The 21,736-nt window shown below is 62.4% G+C and carries 18 protein-coding genes and 1 pseudogene; 10 read left to right on the forward strand and 9 right to left on the reverse strand.

The annotated features are described in order from the left end of the window. Nucleotides 1-51: 51 nt before the first annotated feature. The 4 genes from ACFPN9_RS25545 to ACFPN9_RS25560 all read right to left on the reverse strand — a co-directional run bounded on the left by ACFPN9_RS25545 (nucleotide 52) and on the right by ACFPN9_RS25560 (nucleotide 5,023). A complete protein-coding gene (locus ACFPN9_RS25545; protein ID WP_377817836.1) occupies nucleotides 52-750 on the reverse strand; it encodes a hypothetical protein in 699 nt (232 codons plus the stop codon). Nucleotides 751-780: 30 nt separating this feature from the next. Further along, nucleotides 781-1,614, reverse strand: coding sequence for a CoA-transferase (locus ACFPN9_RS25550; protein ID WP_377817837.1), 834 nt, complete (start codon nucleotides 1,612-1,614; stop codon nucleotides 781-783). Nucleotides 1,615-1,678: 64 nt separating this feature from the next. Continuing rightward, on the reverse strand, nucleotides 1,679-3,286 hold the full coding sequence (locus ACFPN9_RS25555) for an ABC transporter substrate-binding protein (RefSeq protein ID WP_377817838.1): 1,608 nt from the start codon (nucleotides 3,284-3,286) through the stop codon (nucleotides 1,679-1,681). 69 nt (nucleotides 3,287-3,355) lie between these two features. After that, nucleotides 3,356-5,023, reverse strand: coding sequence for an ABC transporter ATP-binding protein (locus ACFPN9_RS25560; RefSeq protein WP_377817839.1), 1,668 nt, complete (start codon nucleotides 5,021-5,023; stop codon nucleotides 3,356-3,358). A 718-nt stretch (nucleotides 5,024-5,741) separates the two neighbouring features. Between ACFPN9_RS25560 and ACFPN9_RS25565 the strand changes: the two genes are divergently transcribed. Continuing rightward, the gene (locus tag ACFPN9_RS25565) at nucleotides 5,742-6,005 is read left to right on the forward strand and encodes a hypothetical protein (RefSeq protein WP_377817840.1); all 264 of its coding nucleotides are present in this window, start codon (nucleotides 5,742-5,744) and stop codon (nucleotides 6,003-6,005) included. On the opposite strand, the gene ACFPN9_RS25570 is transcribed toward ACFPN9_RS25565, so the two are convergent. Next, the gene (locus ACFPN9_RS25570; protein ID WP_377817841.1) at nucleotides 5,980-7,755 is read right to left on the reverse strand and encodes a hypothetical protein; all 1,776 of its coding nucleotides are present in this window, start codon (nucleotides 7,753-7,755) and stop codon (nucleotides 5,980-5,982) included. The genes ACFPN9_RS25565 and ACFPN9_RS25570 overlap by 26 nt on opposite strands. Beyond that, nucleotides 7,752-8,135: a hypothetical protein gene (locus tag ACFPN9_RS25575; protein WP_377817842.1), complete on the reverse strand. Its 384-nt coding sequence runs from the start codon at nucleotides 8,133-8,135 to the stop codon at nucleotides 7,752-7,754. Before ACFPN9_RS25575 ends, ACFPN9_RS25570 begins: the two co-directional genes overlap by 4 nt. Before the next feature lie 290 nt (nucleotides 8,136-8,425). Between ACFPN9_RS25575 and ACFPN9_RS25580 the strand changes: the two genes are divergently transcribed. Genes ACFPN9_RS25580 through ACFPN9_RS25595 form a run of 4 tightly spaced genes read left to right on the forward strand, consistent with a single transcriptional unit; the run spans nucleotide 8,426 to nucleotide 10,530 of the window. After that, complete coding sequence (locus tag ACFPN9_RS25580; RefSeq protein ID WP_377817843.1) at nucleotides 8,426-8,920, forward strand: hypothetical protein; 495 nt, start codon at nucleotides 8,426-8,428, stop codon at nucleotides 8,918-8,920. A gap of 16 nt (nucleotides 8,921-8,936) precedes the next feature. Next, nucleotides 8,937-9,650, forward strand: a complete 714-nt coding sequence (locus tag ACFPN9_RS25585) for a hypothetical protein (protein WP_377817844.1) — start codon at nucleotides 8,937-8,939, stop codon at nucleotides 9,648-9,650. Further along, nucleotides 9,650-10,297 (forward strand): hypothetical protein, encoded by a 648-nt coding sequence (locus tag ACFPN9_RS25590; protein ID WP_377817845.1) that lies wholly within the window; start codon nucleotides 9,650-9,652, stop codon nucleotides 10,295-10,297. Before ACFPN9_RS25585 ends, ACFPN9_RS25590 begins: the two co-directional genes overlap by 1 nt. Beyond that, nucleotides 10,294-10,530, forward strand: a complete 237-nt coding sequence (locus ACFPN9_RS25595) for a hypothetical protein (RefSeq protein WP_377817846.1) — start codon at nucleotides 10,294-10,296, stop codon at nucleotides 10,528-10,530. Before ACFPN9_RS25590 ends, ACFPN9_RS25595 begins: the two co-directional genes overlap by 4 nt. A 645-nt stretch (nucleotides 10,531-11,175) precedes the next feature. Here ACFPN9_RS25595 and ACFPN9_RS25600 read toward each other — a convergent pair. Next, entirely contained in the window at nucleotides 11,176-12,309 is a 1,134-nt protein-coding gene (locus tag ACFPN9_RS25600) for an AAA family ATPase (RefSeq protein ID WP_465247901.1), read from the reverse strand. 891 nt (nucleotides 12,310-13,200) lie between these two features. On the opposite strand from ACFPN9_RS25600, the gene ACFPN9_RS25605 reads away from it, so the two are divergent. After that, a complete protein-coding gene (locus tag ACFPN9_RS25605; RefSeq protein ID WP_377817848.1) occupies nucleotides 13,201-14,178 on the forward strand; it encodes a LysR family transcriptional regulator in 978 nt (325 codons plus the stop codon). Nucleotides 14,179-14,809: 631 nt separating this feature from the next. Next, the gene (locus ACFPN9_RS25610; protein WP_377817873.1) at nucleotides 14,810-14,893 is read left to right on the forward strand and encodes a hypothetical protein; all 84 of its coding nucleotides are present in this window, start codon (nucleotides 14,810-14,812) and stop codon (nucleotides 14,891-14,893) included. A gap of 159 nt (nucleotides 14,894-15,052) precedes the next feature. Here the strand turns inward: ACFPN9_RS25610 and ACFPN9_RS25615 are convergent, their stop codons facing one another. Beyond that, nucleotides 15,053-15,958 carry a LysR family transcriptional regulator gene (locus tag ACFPN9_RS25615; protein WP_377817849.1) on the reverse strand — a complete coding sequence of 302 codons (906 nt, stop codon included), beginning with the start codon at nucleotides 15,956-15,958 and terminating at the stop codon, nucleotides 15,053-15,055. Nucleotides 15,959-16,072: 114 nt separating this feature from the next. Between ACFPN9_RS25615 and ACFPN9_RS25620 the strand changes: the two genes are divergently transcribed. From ACFPN9_RS25620 to ACFPN9_RS25630, 3 genes and pseudogenes are all read left to right on the forward strand, one after another. Then, nucleotides 16,073-16,924 carry a carbon-nitrogen hydrolase family protein gene (locus ACFPN9_RS25620; RefSeq protein ID WP_377817850.1) on the forward strand — a complete coding sequence of 284 codons (852 nt, stop codon included), beginning with the start codon at nucleotides 16,073-16,075 and terminating at the stop codon, nucleotides 16,922-16,924. 54 nt (nucleotides 16,925-16,978) lie between these two features. Further along, nucleotides 16,979-18,319, forward strand: coding sequence for an MFS transporter (locus tag ACFPN9_RS25625; protein ID WP_377817851.1), 1,341 nt, complete (start codon nucleotides 16,979-16,981; stop codon nucleotides 18,317-18,319). Between the two features lie 562 nt (nucleotides 18,320-18,881). Continuing rightward, a pseudogene (locus ACFPN9_RS25630) lies at nucleotides 18,882-19,139 on the forward strand (transposase); the annotation flags it as partial. A 121-nt stretch (nucleotides 19,140-19,260) separates the two neighbouring features. Here the strand turns inward: ACFPN9_RS25630 and ACFPN9_RS25635 are convergent. Beyond that, nucleotides 19,261-21,690, reverse strand: a complete 2,430-nt coding sequence (locus tag ACFPN9_RS25635; RefSeq protein ID WP_377817852.1) for an FAD-binding and (Fe-S)-binding domain-containing protein — start codon at nucleotides 21,688-21,690, stop codon at nucleotides 19,261-19,263. Between the last annotated feature and the right edge of the window lie 46 nt (nucleotides 21,691-21,736).

Here is a 21,736-nt window from a genome sequence, read left to right on the forward strand (position 1 = left end):
CTGTCCTACCTTCCGAAACCCGGGTGATGCCGTCCGGGGCGATGCCCGTCGTCAGGAGAGGCTCTTGCGCTCGCCCAACCAGGGGATGGAGCCGGGGGCGAAGCCGGGGAAGACGCGCGAGGCCAACACCTCCTTCTCCTCCGCGGTGGGAAGAAGCGTCTCGCCGACATCGTCCGCCACGTGCAGTTCGAAGCCCGTCGCGGCCCGCACGCTCTCGACGCTTTCGCCGGGGTGGTAGCTCAGGAGCGTCACGCCGCCGCGCTCGCGATCCACGCCGAGCACGGCCTTGTCGGTGATGATCCGATACGGTCCGCCGAGGCGCCGCTCGCGCGGTGCCGGCGAGCCCGAGGCGGTGATGTAGTCGACCTTGGCAGGGAGGCTCTCGGGATTGTGTCGCGGCACCAGAAGCACGACCCTCCGCACGACCGAGTAATAGACGGGCACGGCGAAAGCGCCCGAAAGGGTCTGCCAGTCGTCGCCCTTCCTCAGGCGTTCGAAATTGACGTCGAGATTGCCGTCGACCTGCGCCGGGGTCAGGAAGAACAGTCCCATCTTGCCGCTCATGGCCAGCGCATGCGGCTCGCGGGCGCCGGCGACGAGTTCGCCGCCGGCGAGGCCGCGCGTGACCAGCCTGGCCGTGGGTGCGTGCAGGTTCTTGGCGAGGACGGCTCCGACCGTCGCGATCGTCGACTGGATGCCGACACCGAAAATCTCGTCGGGCCGCACTTCCCGTGCGCAGAGCACGGCCATGAGACCTTCTATGGGCTGATAAGCGGGCATTCAGAGCGCTGCCTTCGCGAGATAATCGGCTTCGCCGCCGGACGAACGGATGACGCGATCGATATAGGCGGCGATCTCGGCGGGGGTGGCGGATGCCGCGACATAAGCCTGGAGCGCCGCGCGGTCCGGCGTCTTGTCGCCATAGCCGGGAAAGGGATGCGTGCTGCGCGGTTCCGCCACGACGAAGTCGACATAGGCCCCGGAAATGATCTCGCTGCCGCGGGCGCGCCGGTCGAGCGCCTCGGGCGAGACGGATTCGACGGTGGCGATCGTTCGGCGGGCGGCGCGCGCCAGCAAAGCCTCGTCGCCGCCGCCATCGACGAGGAGATTGCCCTCGGCATCGGCGGCGGCGGCATGGATGAACGCGACATCCGGCTGGATCGACGGCACCAGAACGATGTCGAACTCCGGCTCGTAAGGATTCGGGATCACGAGGAAATCGTCGCGCTCCCGGAGAATGCCGGAGCCGATCAGGCCCGGAACGGCCACGAAGGGCTGCCCCAGCGAACCTCCGGTGAGCGCCGAGACGATAACCGAGCAACTCGAGGGCAGCGCCTTCACCGCGCCCTCCCTGACGGCACGCTGATAACTCCTGGCCGCCCCGAGCGGGCCCAGCGTGACCGCCCCCGTTTCGACGGAAGCGAGCGACCCCGAGGCCGCCAGCAGATCCGCGGCCAGACCGGCGATCGGCATGCCGACGAAGCGAAGGTCCCGCTTGCCCTGCCGGATCAGTTCCCGGACCAAAGCCATCGGATAGAGCTTCGAGAAGGCGACCCTGGAACCGTCGGCGACCTGGGATATCGCGCGTTCGAGTGTCGTGAATTGCGTACTCATGCTGACCATGCTCCGCGCACGCCCTGCCGCGCGCCTGCTGAATCCCGGACCATTCGGCTATCGATCATTTCGGCAGCAGGAACGCTTCGGCAAAATTGCCTTTGGGCCCCTCGCAGGAGACCGTGTGCCGGCGCAGTCGCTTCTGTGTCAGCGTCAGCACCTCCACATCGACCAGCGGGATCTGCGGAAGGTCGCGCTGGGTTTCGATCTGGAAGTCGAGGTAAAGCTTGCGGCGGCGCGCGACATCGGCCTCCGCGGCGGCGGCGACCAGCAGGTCGTCGACGGTCTTGCTCGCGTAATGCGCCCCGTTGGAGAAGGGAGCGCCGACCTTGAACCCCTGCGACCAGTACAGGCGCTGCACGCCGATGGCCGGATCGGGCCCCCCCGAAAGAAGGTAGTTGGCGGTGTCGAAATCGCGTTCGGTGTAGATGCGGCGCGTATAGGAGCCCATGTCCTGGCTTCTGATCCGCAGCGCGATGCCGGCCTTGGCGAAGGCGTCCCTGAGATACTCAGCCGTGCGCTGATAGGCCTCTCCGAGCGGCACGAAATCATGCGTGATGCTCAACCTGATGCCGTTTGCGTCGGGCTTGAGGCCCGCCTCATCGAGCAACTGGCGTGCCTTCTCGACGTCGAGCGGATAGTGTGGCACCTGCGCGGAGTAGAATTGCTGGAGCGAGGATGAGAACGGCCCCGTTGCCGGCCGCCCGTTGCCGTACCAGACGTGCTCGATCAGAAACTGGCGGTCGATCAGATGGGCGAACGCCTGCCGCACGCGCACGTCCTGGAAGATGGGGCGGTCGAGGTTGAACATGAAATAGGTGCTGAGGCCAGCATAGTCGTAGCCGGCCTTCGTGCCTTCGATCGAGGGCAGTGAGAGCAGGCGCCCGATCTCCCCGCCCGGTACGCCGGATTCGGTGACGATCGCGGCTTCGCCGGTTTCCAGCGCCACGGCGCGGGCCGAGGCGTCCGGCAGGAAGCGGTAGATCACTGCGTCCAGATGGGGGCGTGGCTGGTCCCAGTAATCCTCGTTGCGAACCAGCCTGATATGGCTGCCTCGCTCCCAGCTCGCGAAGCGGAAGGGGCCCGTGCCGATGGGCTTCAGATTGGCCGCATTCTTGAGGAGGTCGGTGCCTTCATAGAGATGGCGGGGGATGATCTGCAGGATGTGGGAGGCGAAGGCGAGCAGCAGGTGCGGCGCGGGTTTGGACAGCTTCCAGACGACAGTCAGCTCGTCCGGGGCGGTCACCGATTCGACGCTGCCGAACAGCGAAGCCGCCCGGGGGCTGAACTTGCGCCAGGCCTGATCGTAGGAAAATACCACATCCGCAGCCGTAAACGGCTTGGAATCGTGCCAACGCACATTGGGGCGCAGGTGAAAGACGAGCTCCAACCCATCCGGACTCAGCTTCCAGTCGCGCGCGAGTTGGGGCTTGGGCGAGAAATCGAACTCGTAGGTCAGCAGCCCGTCGAAGATCTTGGGCGAAATCAGGCTCGCGGCATTGTTGGCCTGCACGGCGAGATTGAGATGGGTCGGTTCGCTCGACTGGGCGACGATCAGCGTTCCGCCTCGCACCGGCGTCTCGGCCAGTGCCGGATGGCCGTGGCCGAGGGTCAGGGAGGCGAGCCCCGCGGACAGGCCTGTATTCAGGAAATCTCTGCGTGAGATGGGCATGAGTTCGAGCTTCACAAGCGTTGGGGAAAGGAGTCGCGGCTTCCGAAGGCGCGACGGGGATCATGAGGGTCAGGACTGGACGGAGGCGATCAGGCTCCTCGTGTAGTCCTCGCGCGGATGCTTCCAGATGGTCTGGTGATCGTTCTCTTCGACGATCCGTCCGGCCTTCATCACGATGACCCTGTCCGAGACGTACTGAACGACGGCGAGATCGTGGGAAATGAACAGATAGGACAGCCCGAGTTCCTCCTTCAGATCCATCAACAGGTTGAGGATCTGTGCCTGGACCGAGACGTCTAGCGCCGACACGGGTTCGTCGCAGACGACCAGCCTCGGTTTCAGGATGAGGGCTCTGGCTATGCCGATGCGCTGCTTCTGGCCGCCGGAGAATTCATGCGGGAACCGCCCCGTCGCGCTACGCGGCAGGCCGACCTGATCGAGCATCCCGGCGACGAGCCGCGCTCGCTCGGCGCCGTCCTTCATGCCCTGCATGATCAGCCCGGTCTGCAGAATGTCGCCCACGCTCTGGCGAGGATTGAGCGAGTTGAACGGATCCTGAAAGATCATCTGGACATGCCGGCGCACCTGCCGCAGCGCACCGCCCGCCATGCGGGTGATGTCTGCGCCATCGAAGAGGATGCGCCCCTTGCTCGTTGAGACCAGTCGCGTGACGGCCTTGGCGAGCGTCGATTTTCCGCTGCCGGACTCGCCGACGATGCCGATCGTCTCGCCGCAGCCGAGCGAGAAAGAGACATCCTCCAGCACGGGCGAACGGTCATACCGCACCGACAGGTCGCGGACTTCGAGCAAGGGTTCGCCATCCCGGGGAGGCGGCGAGGCCGCCTTCCGTTCAGGCCGCGAAAGCTCGAAGCGATATTCGCCGCCGGCCTCGCGCCGAACGTGGACTTCCGCCAGGCGGGTCTTGCGATAATGGAACGTATCGCCGAGCCGGATGGCGGCGCCGATCAGGCCCCGCGAATAGGGATGGGTCGCGTCCGCAAAGAGCCGGTCGGCCGCCAGCTCCTCCATCTTCTGGCCATGATGCATCACGACCACGCGGTCCGCCCACCGCGCGACCAAGGGAAGATCGTGCGAGATCAGCAGGACCGACATTGAAAGATCGCGGCGGAGCCTGTCAATCAGCTCCAGGATCTGCGCTTGGATGGTTGCGTCGAGCGCAGTCGTCGGCTCATCGGCAATCAGCAGCGACGGCTCGCAGGCGATGGCCATCGCGATCATCACGCGCTGTCGCTGACCGCCGGAGAGGCGGTGAGGATAGTCGTCGACACGGATATGCGGATCCGGAATCTTTACGAGATCGAGCAGTTCGATCGCCCTGCGCCGCGCCGCAGCGCCTGATATATTGCCATGGCACCGTAGCACCTCGACGATCTGGTCGCCGATCCGATGAACAGGGTTGAGAGAGCTCATCGGCTCCTGGAAGATCATGCCGATGCGCTTGCCGCGCAGCATGCGCCACGCTCGCGCGGACGATCCGACGATATCCTGGTCCTCGAAGACCATCTCGCCGGAGATCCTCGCCTTATTCGGCAAAAGCCCCATGATCGCGAGAGCCGTCGTCGACTTGCCGCAGCCGGATTCTCCGACAAGTGCCACGACCTGATTGGCTGCAACAGAAAAGCTCAACCCATCCACCGCGTGCGGTTGCGCGGAGGAACCGAAGCCGACCCGCAAGTCCCTAACGTCGAGAAGGGAACTCGTCTCGCCGGACACCATCAGAAGTCGCCGCCAAAATATCGAGACCAGTAGCTGCGGAACCTCACGAGGTGTCTGGTCGGTCGATCCATCGATACCTTGCCATTCGCACGACAATCACGCGCGCAGTGCACGATCTGTTCTAAGAACGCTTGTACCGATTTACCGGAATTGGGATCAATGGTTTAGGCTAGAAATATTCTCCGAATATTAAGCCAATTGGAGAATTAATTTTTCGCGCCAGCCGATGACGTATCCAATTGCTTGAGAACCGAAGCCAATGGCCGAGCTCGAATGTCGGCTTTCGGGCGATATGCCAAAGTCTGTTAATGGCGCATCCTGAGCGCGCAGAGCGGAGCCAGAAGCTGGCGACCGAGAGCGCCGGCCACGAACTTCAGCAAGTTTCCGAAGCCGGGGCAGGCAATACTGGCTACCTTACGGGAGCTCATAGGCGATCGCTCACGCTATCGCGAGACAGTCGCAATTGACAATTCGCCGGTGCGGCATACCTTAAGGCTGATGGAACCGTGCGATTGGCCGGATGCATTGCGGAGTGACGACCTGCAATCCTGGCTGCCGATGAGGCGAGATCGTAGCGGGGCGGCTCGGATGTAGCGGCGTAAATCGTCTCGCGCCATGCATTCGACAACTCGCGGGGCATATAGCCACTCCTGCGTTTGATGGCTCCGAGGCTTCGCGAAGCGACGAAGCGTTCTCGCTCCGGAGCGATCGCCAAGCCATGTCCACTCTCGACGACCAGATCAAATCTGTTCGCCAGTTCCCTCGCGCCGAGATCAAGGCGAAGGAGCTCGGCGCGATCCTCGGGATTTCCGACGCAGCCCTGGGTTCCCAGCGCCAGCGCAGGACGGGGCCTCCGGCGGTCGTGCGGCAGGGTTGCCGGCCCTACTACGACCGCGCAGAGGTTCTCATCTGGCTTCAGGCGCAGATGGAACGGAACGCCCGCTGGACGCCCCCGGTCAATCCCGACCCTTCGCCTGAATGAGCTCCCTGAGCCTGCGCTGACGGCCGATGGTGGCCATGGTCTTCGCCGCATCGCCTTCCCCGGCGCGGCGCAGAGCCGCCTCTGCGGCGAAGGCGTCGATAGAGCGGCCGCCGTTCCAGGACCGGACGACCTTGTGCTGCCGCGCACTGCCATCTCCGGCCAGCGACACCAGCCCGGCAATGGCATCCTTCCCGAGCGCACGCTCCAGGGCATCGCGCGCGATTGGAACGGCTCCGCCCGAGAGGGCTTCCAATGCCATTGCGGCGAGAACCCGCTGAGACTTTCCGATCAGTGCGAAGTCGAAGCCAGCAGGCTTGGTTTCTTTCGGCGAAGAGGCTGGCGCAGCGGAGACTGGCTTCGGCGCGTCTCCCGTCAGCTCTTCCGTGATGGCGATCGCTGCAATCTGCGATTCAGGTATAGGATGGCCTCTCGTGCCCGATGCGCGCCTCTGGGCGATCAGCGCCTGCGCCTGAGCGCGCAGAGTGTCGCCGTAACCCTTCATCGCGACGGTCGCGACGAGGCCGGCGCCGAGCGCCACCGACAACCCCACACCGGTCAATAGTATCCCACCTGCGGCCATGGCGAAGGCAACCTTGCGGGCGCGGCGAGACTGCAGAATTCGCGCCGTCCGAAAAGCGCGGTCGATCCTACGCTGCCTTATCCGGGCCGTCTCGCGCCGGGTCGCCAGGGTGGCCCGACGCAGCGCAGCCTGGGACTGGCCCCGCCCGGCCTCGCCGGGATCGGCCTTGGCCTTATCCCGCGCGCGCCGCATCCGGCTGAAGATGCTGTCGAACTCACCATCCGAAGCGGCCTCGAAGCGGCCCCGATCGATTTCGCGGTCGAGATCACGCTCGGCCCGCTTCAGCGTGCGGGCCGCGCCCTCGCGGCGACCTTGGGGCAAAGGCGGTGCATTGTGACGGAGTTGCGCGATCACCGATGGCGAGATCTCCAGTCCCTCGCCGGAGCCGATCTCGACCGAGGCGGCGAACGGGAGCGCCATGCCGGTCTCGTCATGGACGACCATGAGGGTTTCCTTGCGGTTCCCGATTGCGACCGAGAAGCCCTGCCCGGCAAGGGCGCGAGGAAGCGAGCCTGAGCGCAATCCCTTCCGGACAGCCGCGAGGAGGCGGCTGCGGAACTCCGCCAGTGGCAGCTTCGCCCGGGCGGCCTGCTGCCGGTCGGCCTCGCTGTCCTTGCCGCGCCGACGAACCGGCTTACAGGCTTCGAGGATTTGCGCTTCCCGATCACGACCGCGGGCGCGCAGGTCAGCAGCGTTCCGCTGGACCCTGGGCCCTGGCGTCAGAGCTTCGCCGAACGCAACCTCCAGGCGGCGGCTGACGAGTTCGTCACGCGCATAGTTGTCCTTCGAGGTAACGACGCGCCCCGTCGCAGGATCGACCGCGCTGAAGAGAAGATGATAATGCGGTGGCCTGTCCCCCTTGTCGTGCTCGATCAGGCGCATGGGGTGATTGCGGGAGATGCGGTTCTCGCGCCGGATCATAGCAATCGTGCGCAGGAGCTGCCTGCGATTCAGGACATGCACCGGCGAGATCTTGAAGTGTCCGAGGGTGATCCGGGCTTTGGGGTGAGCCGCGGTCAGGGCGGAAGAGAACGCCAGGAACCCGGGCAGTTCGCCCGGGCAGCCGCGGTCGAAATCGCGGTGCTCGACGACGCGCCGGTTGTTCTCGGTATTGAGGAGATGGGCCACCCGGTTGGGATCATCCTTCACGTAGCTGGATCGAACGATCATGACCGCCCCCGTTTCAGCGCGGCCATGACGGCGGCCAAGGCGGTGTCCAGATTGAGCCGCATACGCTCAAGCTCATCTTGCCGCCAGGGGATCGCCTTGCCAGCATTCAAGTGCGCGGCAACCTGGTTGACATCGTTGCCGACCCGTCCCAGCTCACCGAGCCCCTGTCGGAGCAGGTCGGCATTCGCCACCCGGCGCCGGACCATCGCGGTGCGCGCCATGAGGCCGACCTCACGCTCGATGATGCGCCGCGCCAGTTGGCCCGGTGTCAGGCCCATCGCCACGGCGACCTTGATCAGCTTCTCCGCCTCTTCGGTTGCCACGCGAAAAACGAAGGGGCGGCTCTTTTCGTCCTTCTTCTCTTGCTTTCGGTCTGCCATGGCAGGCCTTCCGTGCGTTCGCGCGGACAACCCGGCCGGAGGGCGGCGGGGGTCCACGGGGGCAGAGCCCTCTGGCCAGCAGACATGTCAGGCGCGAGCGCCGTAAACATGTCGTCACTGGCATAAAATAGCTTATCCCTTTTGCTTGAAAACCATCAGTGAAACAATCAAGACCCTTGCTGCCATGCTGTCGACAAATAGATAAAGCACCAAAACAGCAATAATATCCGTCCGTAAGTCAACGTAGTTTTCTGATATACCTGATACCTCAGGATGATTATTTTGACGACTTGGATGAGAATGACGAATTTGCCGAGATAGAGGAGATGAGCTCCGCGATCCGTGCTGGTAATGCCTTCGACAAGGAGGACGGCACAGTGAGCAACATGACCACCAGCGGCCTCGGCGACCTTCAGCCGGATCCCCCGGCACGGACTCTGAAGAGGCGCTTCTTCGACATGATGCCGGAGATCGACGCCGCGCTCGATCGCAAGGTCAGCTGGAAGAAGATTCTCGCCCACCTCCGTAACCTGGGCATCGAGATCAGCCCCGAGCTCGCGAGCAACTACGCAGCCCAATACCGCCGGAAGAACGGTTCAACGCGGACCCGCAACTGGCGTGCCCGGCACAGCGACGTCTCGTCACGACCAGCGGGCTCCGGCGAACTTCATGGAGCTACCAGAACGCCTGTCGAAAACAGCGACAAGCGCAGTCGCGAAACCTCACCGATCAACGCCGGCCTCCTGGGCGGGAAGCGACTGAAATCGAGCCCTACGGCGCGCTAACTGGAAAGACCGACACATGGCACAGCGCAATCATAGCCAGGCTGCTCCGACCGGCCGCGGCAAGAAGATCTTCTTCGTCGGCGGCGGGGGCGGCGGGAAGAGCACGATGGCTCTGCTGACGGCCAGCACCGCGCTCGCCCGCGGCGTCATTCCCCATATCTATGACATGGATCGCGCCAATATGAGCCTCGACCGCTTCTTCGATGGCTTGATCCCTACGGAAAATAAGATCGATCGCGATTCCGCAGATCCGGCCATCGTGCCGGATTTTCTGGAGGAGCGTGTCTTCAGCCACGATGGAAACGCCCTCATCGACATGGGCGCGAATCTGGAGGACGGCCTGCTCTACTGGGTCGCCGACCGCGGACGCGTCGTCGCCGACGACATCCGGATCATCTGCCCCGTACAGAAGATCGACGGGGTCTCGGCCATCGCGCGGATTTACGCGAACACTGAGGGGATCAAGAAGATCCTCGTGCTGAATCCGGGCGCGGGCCGCATGGCTGCCAACGCGCGGGCGTCGGAGAGCTATCAAGCCCTTCTCGCACAGGGCGCCAACGAGGTGATCTTCCCATCCTTCGACCACACGCTCGTACGGATCGACCGGTTTGGGGTGCGGCCTGACCTGATGTTGGAGCAGGGCGGACTTTTCGACAGGCAAGGTGCGAAGAACCTTTTGCGGGAAGTCGAGGGCTTTTATGAGCCGCTTCCGGACTTCAGGATCTGGTGATGGCCCGGCCGACAGAAAACGAGCGGCGGAAGGCAAGGGTCGAGGACCGCGACCCCGCCGCCCCACTGTTCGACGCGATCGACCGGATGCATCGCCGGCTCGATGCCGTGCTGTCAAACCTCCGAAGGGCCGCGAGCACGGCAGCGCAAGAGGTGATCGTGCCGGAGCTTCGGCGCGAGCTTATCCGAGGAATATTCGCGATGAGCGCGCTCGTCGCAATCGCGGCGACCGCGATCGCCGTCTCCATCTCCATAAGCGCGCTCAGGGTCGCGGACGCTCGTGCCCTCGCCTGGGCGCAGGCGGTCGACGATGAGCGCTCGCGCAGCTTCGCCGCTCGGGTCGAACAGCGGGCCGCCGAGCTGGCATCCTCTCGCATCGCGGAGGCTGATCTGCGGGCGGCAAAGGCTGAGGCCGAGGCCACGAATGCTCGGGCAAGCGTCCTGGCGCTTGCCGGCAAAGGCGGCGACGAGGATGTCAGAGCCCTCCTGTCGGCGCTCGTCACCGCCCCGCGCGGCGATCTTCACGTGATCTGGCGGATTCTGCGGCATCCCGATCAGAACGTCCGCCGCCTGGCGCTCCAGGCGACGGAAATCCAATCCGGCGAGGTCAGCCGGATACTGCAACAACTGGAGAAAGTACGACGATGATGAATCTTGATCTGGACGACGACGGCCGCGACTACGACGAAATGTGGTTCGGCCATGCCAGCCAGCTGATGTCGGTCCGTGGGCTTCCCTCGGTCAGGGCTGCTGCCTCGTCCCTGGCGCTGATGCGGCGAGTTTTCGGCCGCGACCCCGCCTTCAACGCCTGGCTCGCTGCCGTGCTGGCTTCCCTCCCGCCGTCCCCGGCGCTCAAGCCTCAGGGACAGGCCAAACCCTGATGGGGGGCTTCCCCCCGTCGAGCCCGCCGGGCAGCATACTCCACGTCCCCGGCGCACCCATTCGTTTCCCGGGCGATCAGCGGCCTCTCTCACGCACGCACAAGGAAAGGTAACAGCCGGGCGATAGGGCGCTGTCTTTGCCACCGGTTCGCAAGGCAGGAGGGCCCACAAAAAAGACGGCCCGCCTGCCCTGGTGCGCCGTGAACGGGCAGTCCGTTAATTCTGGCAGGGGATGCCGAAGGTTGCATATTTTTCCCTCGCGCCATTCCTCATAAGGTCGAACAAGACCTCCAAATCGCTGACGTTCGCATCCTCTTCTCCACCACCGCCCCTCCCCCTTTCAGGGGGAGGGGCGGTGGTGGAGTCGATGAGCGTATCCGTCAGCGTTATCCGGCAAAAATATTATGTCGTCACCACCGGCCGACGCGACCTTCGGAGCGTCGGCCGGTGGTGACGACGCTGCAACCGAAACGGATCCCGTGCCCGCATCATAGAGCAGCTATGAGGCCGGAGGGCGCGAGGGAAGGATGTCATCCAGAGCCGGCGGCAAACAGGCCTTGAAAGGAAACAGCGAAGGCTATCCCAAGCTCCCTCCCACAACACCGCTCAGACCCCAACTGCCGGATGGCCAGTTTCAGGATCCACCTATCCGTCAAGAGCGCCACCGGGCCCGGGCGCAGTCCCCGGCGCGGAGCCAACCGCCGGCATAGCGTAACCGCCGCCTCCCCTGACGCAGTCTCTCGGCCTGCCGTTCTTGCCCGGGTTGTTGTATGTTTCGATCGCGCCGTATTTCAGCATGAACTCGATCAAGCTTTCGATCAGGTCGCGATGGGCTTTTCCGTCGATCCCGAGCTGCTCCGCAATCGCATAGCCAAACCAGTTCGGAGACCCGAAATTATAGATGTTGCGCGGATCGGACAGCGCATCCAGTGCCGCCCCGACCATGGCAGGCAGATCGGGCTCTTCGATCTGTGGTTCGAATGGCTCGACGATCCCCACGACATCGCCGGGCGCGGCGGGATCAGGATCGTTGCCGATCGCTATCGACCCGAGCTTGAACCATTCGGTTCCGCTGATCGCTGAATTGTTCTGCTTGGTCACCCTGATTCCGACATGGCGCCGCAACTCGTCTTCCCGGATGCCGAAGGCCTTGGCCTCCTTCTCGGTCATCTGGGCGAGATTGCGGACATAGCGGGCGGCTGCGGCCAGCGCACTTGCTCCCCGGCTCGCGTCGGCGCTGTCGGCGGCGCCCCCTTTCGAGGCATGGTGAACGAGGTGAACCGCGCACTCGCCCTCTTCCGCAATCCGGCCCCACGCCTTTGCCATAAGATCGATCCCGGTGTTGTCGTTTTCCGGGATCGAATGCGTCGAGATGAACGGGTCGACGATCACGACGTCGATCTTGCCGCGGATGCTCTCGACCAAGCTCGTGATCAGCGGGTCATTGACCTCGACCCGCTTGTCCTTCGAATGCCTCGAGAGGTCGACCCGGTTCCGGCTCCGCCCGGAGTTCACGAACAGCCGTTCGCGCAGTTGCTCATGGTCAAGCCCCTGCGCCATGGCAGCCGCCCGGACCCGGCGATCAATCTCATCAAGAGGCTCCTCGCCGTTGTAGATCCAGACTCGCAGCGGACGGACCGGCTCCGCCAGGAAGCGCTTGCCAGCGGCCATTGCCACCGCCTCCGCAATACACAGAGAGGTTTTGCCGGTCCCGCCGCCAGCGACCGTCAGCGCGACCTGATGCTTCTGATAGGCGGGGCCGAATAGGAATTCACGCATCCGCAGCTTTGCTCCTTTCAGGGCGCGATAAGGTTGGGGAGCGAGGAAAGCCGGACCGGCTGGATTGGGAGGAGGCGAAGCTGGATTGGCCCCGGGCACAGCAGGACCGGCATTCGAAGGGCCGGATAGGGTTGGCGTGCGCATGATCTCGATAGCTCTCGGATACGAGGAGGAAGAGGCGGCCCATGAGGGCGCCGGTGGAACCGCGTTGTTCCCTGGCTCCAAAACGCCGGGTTGCAGCGCGGGATCGCCTAGCGATGCCGTTTGACAAGAAGGGCGAGGACTAATCGTTCGAGGGAGGAATCCTTCGCCGGCCGAAGCCGAACCAAATCGAGCACCTTGGCGAGCTCCGATGGCCGCGTTGCGGCTCCGACCCGCCACCGGCCACGACCTGTCCCGCTCGACACGCCGGACTTCGCATAGGCCCGATGCCATGCGGGATCGCGATCGCGTCGTGAGCTTCGTCGAACCGCGCATGCCAACGGAGCTCTGGGGTTCCATCCGGGTTGATGAAGCCGGTCGACTGGAGCAGTTCGTGATTGGGGTCACATGACCTCAATGCCGCCTCCAGGGCTCCGACTTGGGCAGCACGGCCCGCCTCGCGCGCCGCCGCCAGCGCGAGCGCGTCGTTCAGCTGCTTCTGGTCCCAGTTCAACCAGCCCGGGACATCGATAGGCGTGGCACAGGCCGTCCTGCTCGTCGGGTATGGCTGCCGGGTCCGTTCGAAATCCAAGACATCGCCCCCACGCTCATGGATCGATGTGCGCCCCTGCTCGGCGGCGTTGCCTCGATCGATCGCGATTACGCAGGCCGGTGACGTAGGGTCGATTAACGTTTGCGTTCCATGATGGACCCAAGGCGTTCCATTCTGCGCGCCGCAAGATCGAAGCCATGGCTAGCGACACGTTCAGAAAATCACCGCGTATTGACCGAATGAACTGGGACGATCTGCGGCTTTTCGCGCTGGTCGCTGAGGAGCGCAGCATCAGGCGAGCCGCTGCGCGGGCGGGCGTTGGGGCCGCGACCTTGTTCCGGCGCATCGGCGAACTGGAGCAACAACTTGGTGCCGGGTTGCTCAACCGCTTGCCAGAAGGCGTCTCCCCGACCCTCTTCGGCCAACGAGCACTGGCCCTGATCGATCAAATGGCCGCTCCAGTACACGGGCTCGATCAGTTGGCATCGGAGGTTCGTGGTGATCGCGCTTTCGTGTCGGTCACTGTGACGCAGGGCCTCGGCGTAAACTGGCTCATCCCGAACGCCGCAGTCTTTCACAAAGCGAACCCCACCATCGGCCTGGACTTCCGCATCGCCAACGGCGTCGCCGACATCCTGCGGTTCGACAGCGATCTCGGCATCCAGATGACGCCGCCCACCGCGCCGGACCTCGTCGCGGGGAAGCTGGGTCGCATGCATTTCGAATTGTTCGCCGCACAGGCCTATCTGGACCTGCATGGGTGCCCCGCCGACCTCACCGAACTCAGGCGGCATCGCTTCGTCGAGCAGCTCGATGGTCATGTCGAGGAGGGCCATGTCGCTAATGTTCTCGGAGAACTCCGCAACGAACAGATCGCGGCAAGAGTTCTGGGGAGCTGCGGGGCGATCCGGGCGATAGAAGCCGGCATCGGCGTCGGAGCGCTGCCAAATTATTCTGTCGCATTCGGCAACAAGGTGGTACCGCTGAACCTTCCTCTGACGAAACATCGCGATATCTGGCTGACCTATAGGGCGGATGCTCGCGAGCGGGCGGCAGTAGCGACGACCATTGCCTGGCTGAAGGCCCTGTTCGACCCACGTCGCTGGAAATGTTTTCGGGATGAGTTCGTTCCGGCAAGGGATGTCGGACCGATGCCACCGGAGGTCGCCGGCTGACTCCTGGCGTTGATCAGCAACCTTCGGACCGGATGCGGCGCGCGTGCTGGTGCTGAGCTCAAGACTGTGGAGACCCAAGGCACACGAAAAGCATTTGTCCGGCATCAGCGCTGAACCGCGCGCGCCCTCGACGCGCAACCCCAGACGTCCCAACCGCCCGAGCAGGACAGTTTCCAGCACAGTCAGGGCCGCGCGCGAGCCGGTATCCTGCGGCATGCAACCCAGCCGCGGAGGCCGCTCCGCCCTGCCGTCGAACCGGATGCGCCCTCGGCATGGAGCCAGTCCCCGCGATCGCCTTCACGAGCGATGACTTGTCCGAGCCGTTGGGACCGACGACGGCGAGCATTCCACCGGGTTCAAGCCTCCAGGTCGAGCGAGCTGGAGACCCGCAAGAACCTACGGGGCTGGTTTCGTGATTCACTCGGCCATCAGCGTGGTCGGCGGACGGGCTCATGGGACAGCGGTCGTTTTTCGGGTTGTCGGAACATCTTGAGCGGCTGAGCCGGATCGGCGATCCGCTTGAGGTTCTGAAGGCCGCGATCGACGTTGATTATTTCCGCAGCTGGCTGGCCGAAGGGCTCGGCTATGGCGAGGGTGCTAGGGCGGTCGTCCGCCCTTCGACCCGGTCTCGATGTTCAAGGCGCTGATCCTGCTGGCGCAGCACAATCTGAGCGACGCGAAGATGGAGTTTATGATCCGGGACCGCCTGTCCTGAATGCGGTTTCTATGCTTCGATCTCGGCGGCCGACGCCGGACGAGAAGACGACCAGGCACTTCCGCAACAGGCTGACGGAGACGGGAACGCTGCGGCGGGCGATGAAGGCCTTCGACTGGCAATTGCAGAAGAAGGGTTACATCCCGATGTCGTGCCACATCATCGGATCGGTTTCGCACAACCATACGCACGAGCGACTTCGAGGAAGCGTTTGGCTGCCACCGACAGATTATCCTCGCGCCAAGCGAGGCTGACGTCGACCCTCACGTCGGCATCCTCAATTTCGAAGGTTTGGACACCCGACGGCAGAGTCGAGATGAAGGAAGCATCGAGAATCGTGCAACCGAATCCTGAACGAACCAGTTGAAGGAGGACTGGCAGGTCGTCCGCCTCTTCGCTGACGTGAAGCGTAAGATTCCGGCGCGCGAATAGCGTGTCCAAAAGAGGGCGGAAGCCCTTCCACCGTTGAGCGGTGCCCGCCACAACCCGGGTCTGTGTCACTTCCCGCAGCGTTACAGACTTTCGCCCGGACCACGGATGCCGCAACGGCGCCACCAAAATCATCCGCTCGCTTGAAACTGCGACGGCTGCCAGAGGCGGGTTGCATGCATTCGAAAGAATGAAGCCGAAATCAAGCGATCGATTGGTGAAACCTTCCCACTGCTCCGGAGATGCCATGAGGCGAAGGTTGACCTCTATATCCGGATAGCGAGTGCGGAATTCGATGATGATGTCCGACATAGATCCGTTGGCCGCGAAGGTGGTGTAGCCAACGGTGATCTTGCCAGCGGCGCCGCTGGCGATCCTCTTTGCGTGCTCACATGCCCGCGCGAGGCTGGAGATCGCGATCTCGCCTTCCCGATGGAGCGCCTCTCCCGCCTCGGTGAGGCTGACCCGCCGGGTCGAGCGCTCAAGAAGCCTGAAGCCAAGCTGATCCTCGAGCTGCGCGATGCTCCGGCTGAGCGATGGCTGCGCGACGCCGAGCCGTTCCGCCGTGCGTCGGAAGTTCAGCGTCTCCGCTAGAGCGAGGAACGTTTGGATCTTGGCGAGTGGAAGAAAAGGCATTCGGCGATCGTCGCGATTGATAGCTAGAGAACATCATTGGCTGATGAATTGATATTGGACAACCCCCGTCGCACTCCCCCAAGAGAGGACACACTGCTGCTGAATGGAGATGATATGACTGCTGGGGAGCGCACGGCGGATCGATCGGTTACGGTATCGATCATTCAGTTCAATGCACGAGACGACGCCAAGGACGATAATATCGAGAAAGTTGAGAGCCTGCTGCGGATCGCCGGGCAGCGAGGATCGGACCTTTGCGTACTTCCGGAAGTCTTCACGGGCTCAGCGCTGGCGCTGGGAAACTCTTTGGAATTGGCCGAGCCCATTCCCGGCCCAACGACGGAGCGCCTTTGCGCGATCGCGCGGACCTACGGCATGTACATCGTCGGCTCCCTGTATGAAGCGGCATCAGGCGGCATCTATAATACAGCACCACTGATTGGCCGCGACGGCTCCATCCTCGCGGCGTATAGAAAGAGTCACCTCTTCGATCCAGGCGTCCGGCCGGATCTCCCCGTTTACCGCGAGTCCGACAAGGTGACGCCGGGCGATGGCCTGTGCGTGGTCGATACGGATTTCGGCCGCATGGGGATCGCGATATGCTCGGACATCAGGTTCCCGGAAATCTTCCTCAACCATGCTCTGCAGGGAGCGGAGCTGGTCGTGCTCCCGTCTGCGTTTCCCGCTCGCCTCGATCATTGGGAGTTCCTCAACCGCGCTCGGGCGGCCGACAATCAGCTCTTTATGGTCTCGTCGGGTATGGTCGGGAAACTCCAGGACAGTTCGATTAGCTTCGTTGGTCGTTCCATGGTCGTCGATCCGTGGGGCGTCATCACCGCACAAGCATCAGATCGAGAAATGGTTCTGACGAGCGTGATTGATCTCGGTGCAGTCGAGCTCGTCCGGTCGTGGTGGGATCTCAATAGCCAACGCAGGCCTGAGCTCTACACCGCGCTAGGCCGATAGCTGGTCTGAACTATCAACAACGACAACATAAAAGCAGTAATGCGGGGAGGCATCGTGACCTACAATCAAAATCCGCCGGCCGAAACAGACATTGCGCCTATAGCCAATAGCGGTAACCTTGAGCTGAAGCGTGTCGTGTCATCAGCCGCTCTGGGGCAATTTGTCGAATGGTACGACTTCGTCGTCTACGCTTACAGTGCGACGGTGATCGCAGCGCTATTCTTTCCGTCCGTCGATCCGACCGCCGCGCTTCTTTCATCACTCGCGGTCTACGGGGTCGGATTCCTGATGCGTCCGCTTGGAGGCATCGTATTCGGTTACCTCGGTGACCGTATCGGGCGACGCAATACGCTCTCCGCCATTATCCTGCTGATGGGTGGCGCGACTGTCGCGATTGGATTGTTACCTACATACGAGCAGATTGGCATCCTAGCGCCCGTTTTGCTGGTGGTCTGCCGCCTTATCCAAGGGCTGTCGGCGGCGGGGGAGGCCACCGGATCGAATTCGTTCGTCGCAGAGCACGCACCACAGAACAAGCGCGGTTTTCTTGTCGCCTTTACCTATGCGTTCGCGAACCTGCCGCCGATCGTAGCTGCACTGCTCGTCTTACTCATCACCAACGTTCTGACCCCCGACGACTACAAGAGCTGGGGTTGGCGCATCCCATTCCTTCTCGGAGCACCACTGGCCCTCGTCGGCCTCTATATCCGCCGTAGAACAGAGGAATCGCCCGCTTTCATAAAGATGCGCGCGACCAGAGGTATTGAGCCCATGCCTCTGAGCATAGCTTTCAGAGACTATAAAAAGGAAATGGGCTTCTCTTTCGCCCTTGCCGCGCTGTCCAGCTTGGGATTCTATACACTAACAGGCTATTTTGTTACGTATCTCACCGTTACAGCAGGCCTAGATAGAAACAGCGCTCTCATCTCGAACAGTTTCGCGCTGCTGATCGCGTTCTTTGCGATGTTGCTGGGCGGGTATCTGTCCGACAGGATTGGCCGCAGGAAGACGATCTTGCTCGGCGCGGCGATCAGCACGCTCGTCTGCATCCCCGCCTATATGCTCGCAGGGCAGGGCAATCTCTTCGCTGCCATTCTGGGACAGGGCCTGCTCGCTTTAGCGCTAGGCCTCTTCTTCGGGCCGGTCGGCATCGCCTTCCTGGAATTGTTCCCTACGCGCATCCGTCTGAGCGGCGCCGGTGTAAGCTACAACGTTGCCTACACGGTTTTCGGCGGCACCGCGCCGCTCTTGAGCGCCTATCTCGTTTTGCAGACTGGTAACAAGCTTGCGCCGGCTTTTTATATGGCATTGGTTTCAATTGTGGTCTTCATCGTCGCTCTTTATTTGCCAGAAACATACCGAAAATCCCTCGTACACTCGGAAGATGAGGCCTAGATTCTTAATCCCAATTTTTTTGATGGTTCAGCCTTCGATAAAGGAATCCAGGGATGCGCTATGGGCCAAGGTCACCACGGGAGCGCCGCGAATACAGCGGCGTTCCATCGAGCGCCAGCATGATCATGTGGGGACGGCTCCGGCAGATCAAGGGCTCAGCCTCGGCATGTCAAGGTCACGCGTGCGGTCATGTCTTCTGCCTGTCGCGGCGGATGGTGTCATTAGCCGGCCCTGATGGATTCCGCTGATCCGCCGACCTCATCGAGAGAGCGAGCTCGAGGCTCCGACTATGCTGCAGATTCAGCGGATCTACTGCTTGTTCACATCACCTCATGATCCCGCTTAATTGCTTGATCCGTTGTCTTGAAGCCGCTGCTTACTCGACTGCGCTATGATAGCGGCCCTGGTCGATATCTTCTCCCGGTTCTCACCGACCGTCTATCCGCGCTTCAGCTATCGCGGCGAGGATGTCGTCCTGACCCTTGAGCGGATTTGCGGCGGCATGGGCTATGGCCTCCGGCAAGGTCATCACCGACTGCGCCTAAGACGCCCACAGCCTGCAGATGCAATCCTCGACGAAGGCGGTGAACACGTCATCCTGCCACCGCGCCGTCGCAAATATCAGCACAGCTACGACAAGATCGCATACTGCCAGCGCTGGGGCATCGAGAGCTTCTTTGCAAACCTCAAGCAGTGGCGACGCATCGCCACACGCTACGACAAGCTCGCTGCAAACTTCATCGGCTTCATCAAAATCGCCAGCGTCATGCTATGGCTCAAACGATTAAATCGGCACCACCGCCTAGAACTTCAAATTTGAACGAAACGGGTACGCGCTTATGGAGCAGGAGCACACCGAAATCCTGAATCGGCGCCGTAACTTACTTGCTAGGCCCGGCCCGAACGCGGCTGCGAAGTAGCGACAATTACTCGGTATCAGGTCAAACGTGACTTTCGAGGCAAGCGAGGATCGCCTCAACCGGATGGCGAGGCCGGAGCCCAGCAAGACGCTTCACCTGGCAGCGGCAGGAGAAGCCGGTCGTGAGAACGTAATCCTCGGTCCCGGGAACGAAATGATCCTTCCAACTCATTTCGAATAGCTGCCTGGACATACCGAGATGTTCCACTTGGTGACCGAAGAGACCCGCCATGCCGCAGCAGCCGACTGATGGGCTGGTTACGTCCATCCCGAAGTGCGAGAATATCCTCTGCCAAGCCGCTGCCGTCTCCGGGCGGGCGGTTCTTTCGGTGCAATGAAGAAGGATGCGGAATCGCTTCATGACTTGGACGGTTTCTCGTTTGATGCGCCCAGCCTCGATCGCATCCGCAAGGAATCGTTCGATCCCCTGGACAGGTGCCGGCGCATCGCCCAGCGGAATGCATCTGGCGTATTCCTGCTCGAACAACAGTCCCGTTGCTGCGTCGAGGCTCACAATCGGCACACCAATCGATGTATAAGCGTTTCTCAGCCGCACGAACCGTGTGGCCGTATTCAGAAATCGGTCCCTCATCCCCAAGACGTCCTGCGCCTTGCCGGTTACGGCAAAGGGGGTGATCCCGACACGAAAGCCAAAGCGCTCCAACAGTCGACAGGCGGCCTCGATCACCTCTGTGTCGAAGCTACCCAGAAAGCTGTCCTGCAGCACGATAACCGTTCGAGCCCGCTCCTTGTCCGGCAACAGAGCGATTTTTTCTGGCGTCACTATCCGTCTTTTGATCGGTGCCGAGGTCGAGAACTCGGGTAGATCCACGAGGCCGACCACACGCGAGACGATCGTTTTCACGATAGAACTCCGCAAGAACGTGTTCGAAGCCAGTGGCAATCTCCGCGCGATGCCGATCATACCCTCGAGATGGGCCAAAAAGCGGTCACGGGCGGGACGCGTCCTCGCACGGTAGTAGGCCGCGAGGAACCGTGACTTCATGTCAGGGATGTCGACCCTCACGGGGCATTGGCTTGCGCATGCCTTGCACGAAAGGCACGTATCTAAGGAGAGCTTGGTCTGCCTCTCGATCTCTGCCAGTTCCGAACCGACTGCTTCGCCGCGGCCTTCTCGGGATTTGAGTTGCGCCCAGGTGCGCAGAAGTGTCGCGCGGCCTTTCGGTGACTGCACCCGGTCACGCGTCGCCTTGTAGGATGGACACATTGCATCGGAGACGTCCCAGGTGTGACAGGCTGCGTTCCCGTTGCATGCAACGGCGCGACCGAAATCCTGCCTGTGCTCCAAGTCTAGCAGCTTGTCGAACTCGCCCCGGAAGGGCACGGTATCGATACGATCGATTGCAACCCGACCATTCGGAGAGGTAAGCTTTCCTGGATTTAGAATGTTCTGGGGATCGAACACTGCTTTGATGCGACACAGCTCAGCATATAGGATCGGACCGAAAAAGAACGGAGAGTACTCACCCCTGTACCCGCGTCCATGCTCCCCCCATAGAAGGCCGCTGTAAGCCTTCGTGAGAGCCGCGACCTCATCGGAAATCGGACGGATCAAGGCAGCGTCCTCCGGCCGCGTCATGTCCAAAGCGGGGCGAACGTGCAGGCACCCGACGTCCGCATGACCAAACATGCCGTAAGATAGCCCGTGGCGGTCGAGCACGGCTCTGAAGTCGGCGACGTAATCTGCCAGCCGTTCAGGCGGCACAGCCGTGTCCTCGACGAAAGCAGTACCTTGCCTGCTTCCAGGCATGCGGCCAAGGAGGCCTACGGACTTTTCCCGCAACGTCCACAATTGGGCGATAACGCTGGGATCGTGGACGACAGTCCAGTCGGAGGCGGGATGCGCGGATTTCCGGAGCAAAGATTCAGCCGCGTCCGTCCGCCGCCGCAGTTCCTGTGGATCATCCGATACGAATTCAATGAAGTTGAGGCCTGCGACCACCATGCCCCCGGGCGAGCCTGTCTGGCCGAGGACTGACTCGATCCCGCTCCAGATCACGTCCGTCCGCGCAACGGCCAAGACCTTGTCGTCCAGGATCTCAATGGCTGAAGGCTCTGCGGCAAGCAAGTTGCGGACGTCGCGAAGCGCCGCATCGAAACTGCCGTAACGCGCGACCACTAGTGCGCGCAGCTTTGGGCGCGGGATCAAGCGCAGGGTAATGGACTTGGTGAAGGCAAGGGTACCTTCCGATCCGGCCAGAAGGAAGGCGAGGTCGAACCCATCATCACGCCGGACGTTCTTTAGATTGTAGCCCGTCAGGCCTCTGTTCATGCTCGGAAAGGTTTCATCGATCAGGCTTGCGTGCTGAGTGACGACGCGGAGCACCTCCCGGTAAATGTCATTGGCAAGCCCCTCGCCTTCCAGGACTCTATTCAGCTCAGTAGCCGTCAGCCTTTGGGCCCGATGGTCGGACCCGTCCGATAAAACCACGTCGAGGGCTTCGATATAATCGGACGTCTTACCATAGATGCGTGAC

Origin of the sequence: Allobosea massiliensis (assembly GCF_042655245.1) — a bacterium.
Taxonomy (GTDB): domain Bacteria; phylum Pseudomonadota; class Alphaproteobacteria; order Rhizobiales; family Beijerinckiaceae; genus Allobosea; species Allobosea massiliensis.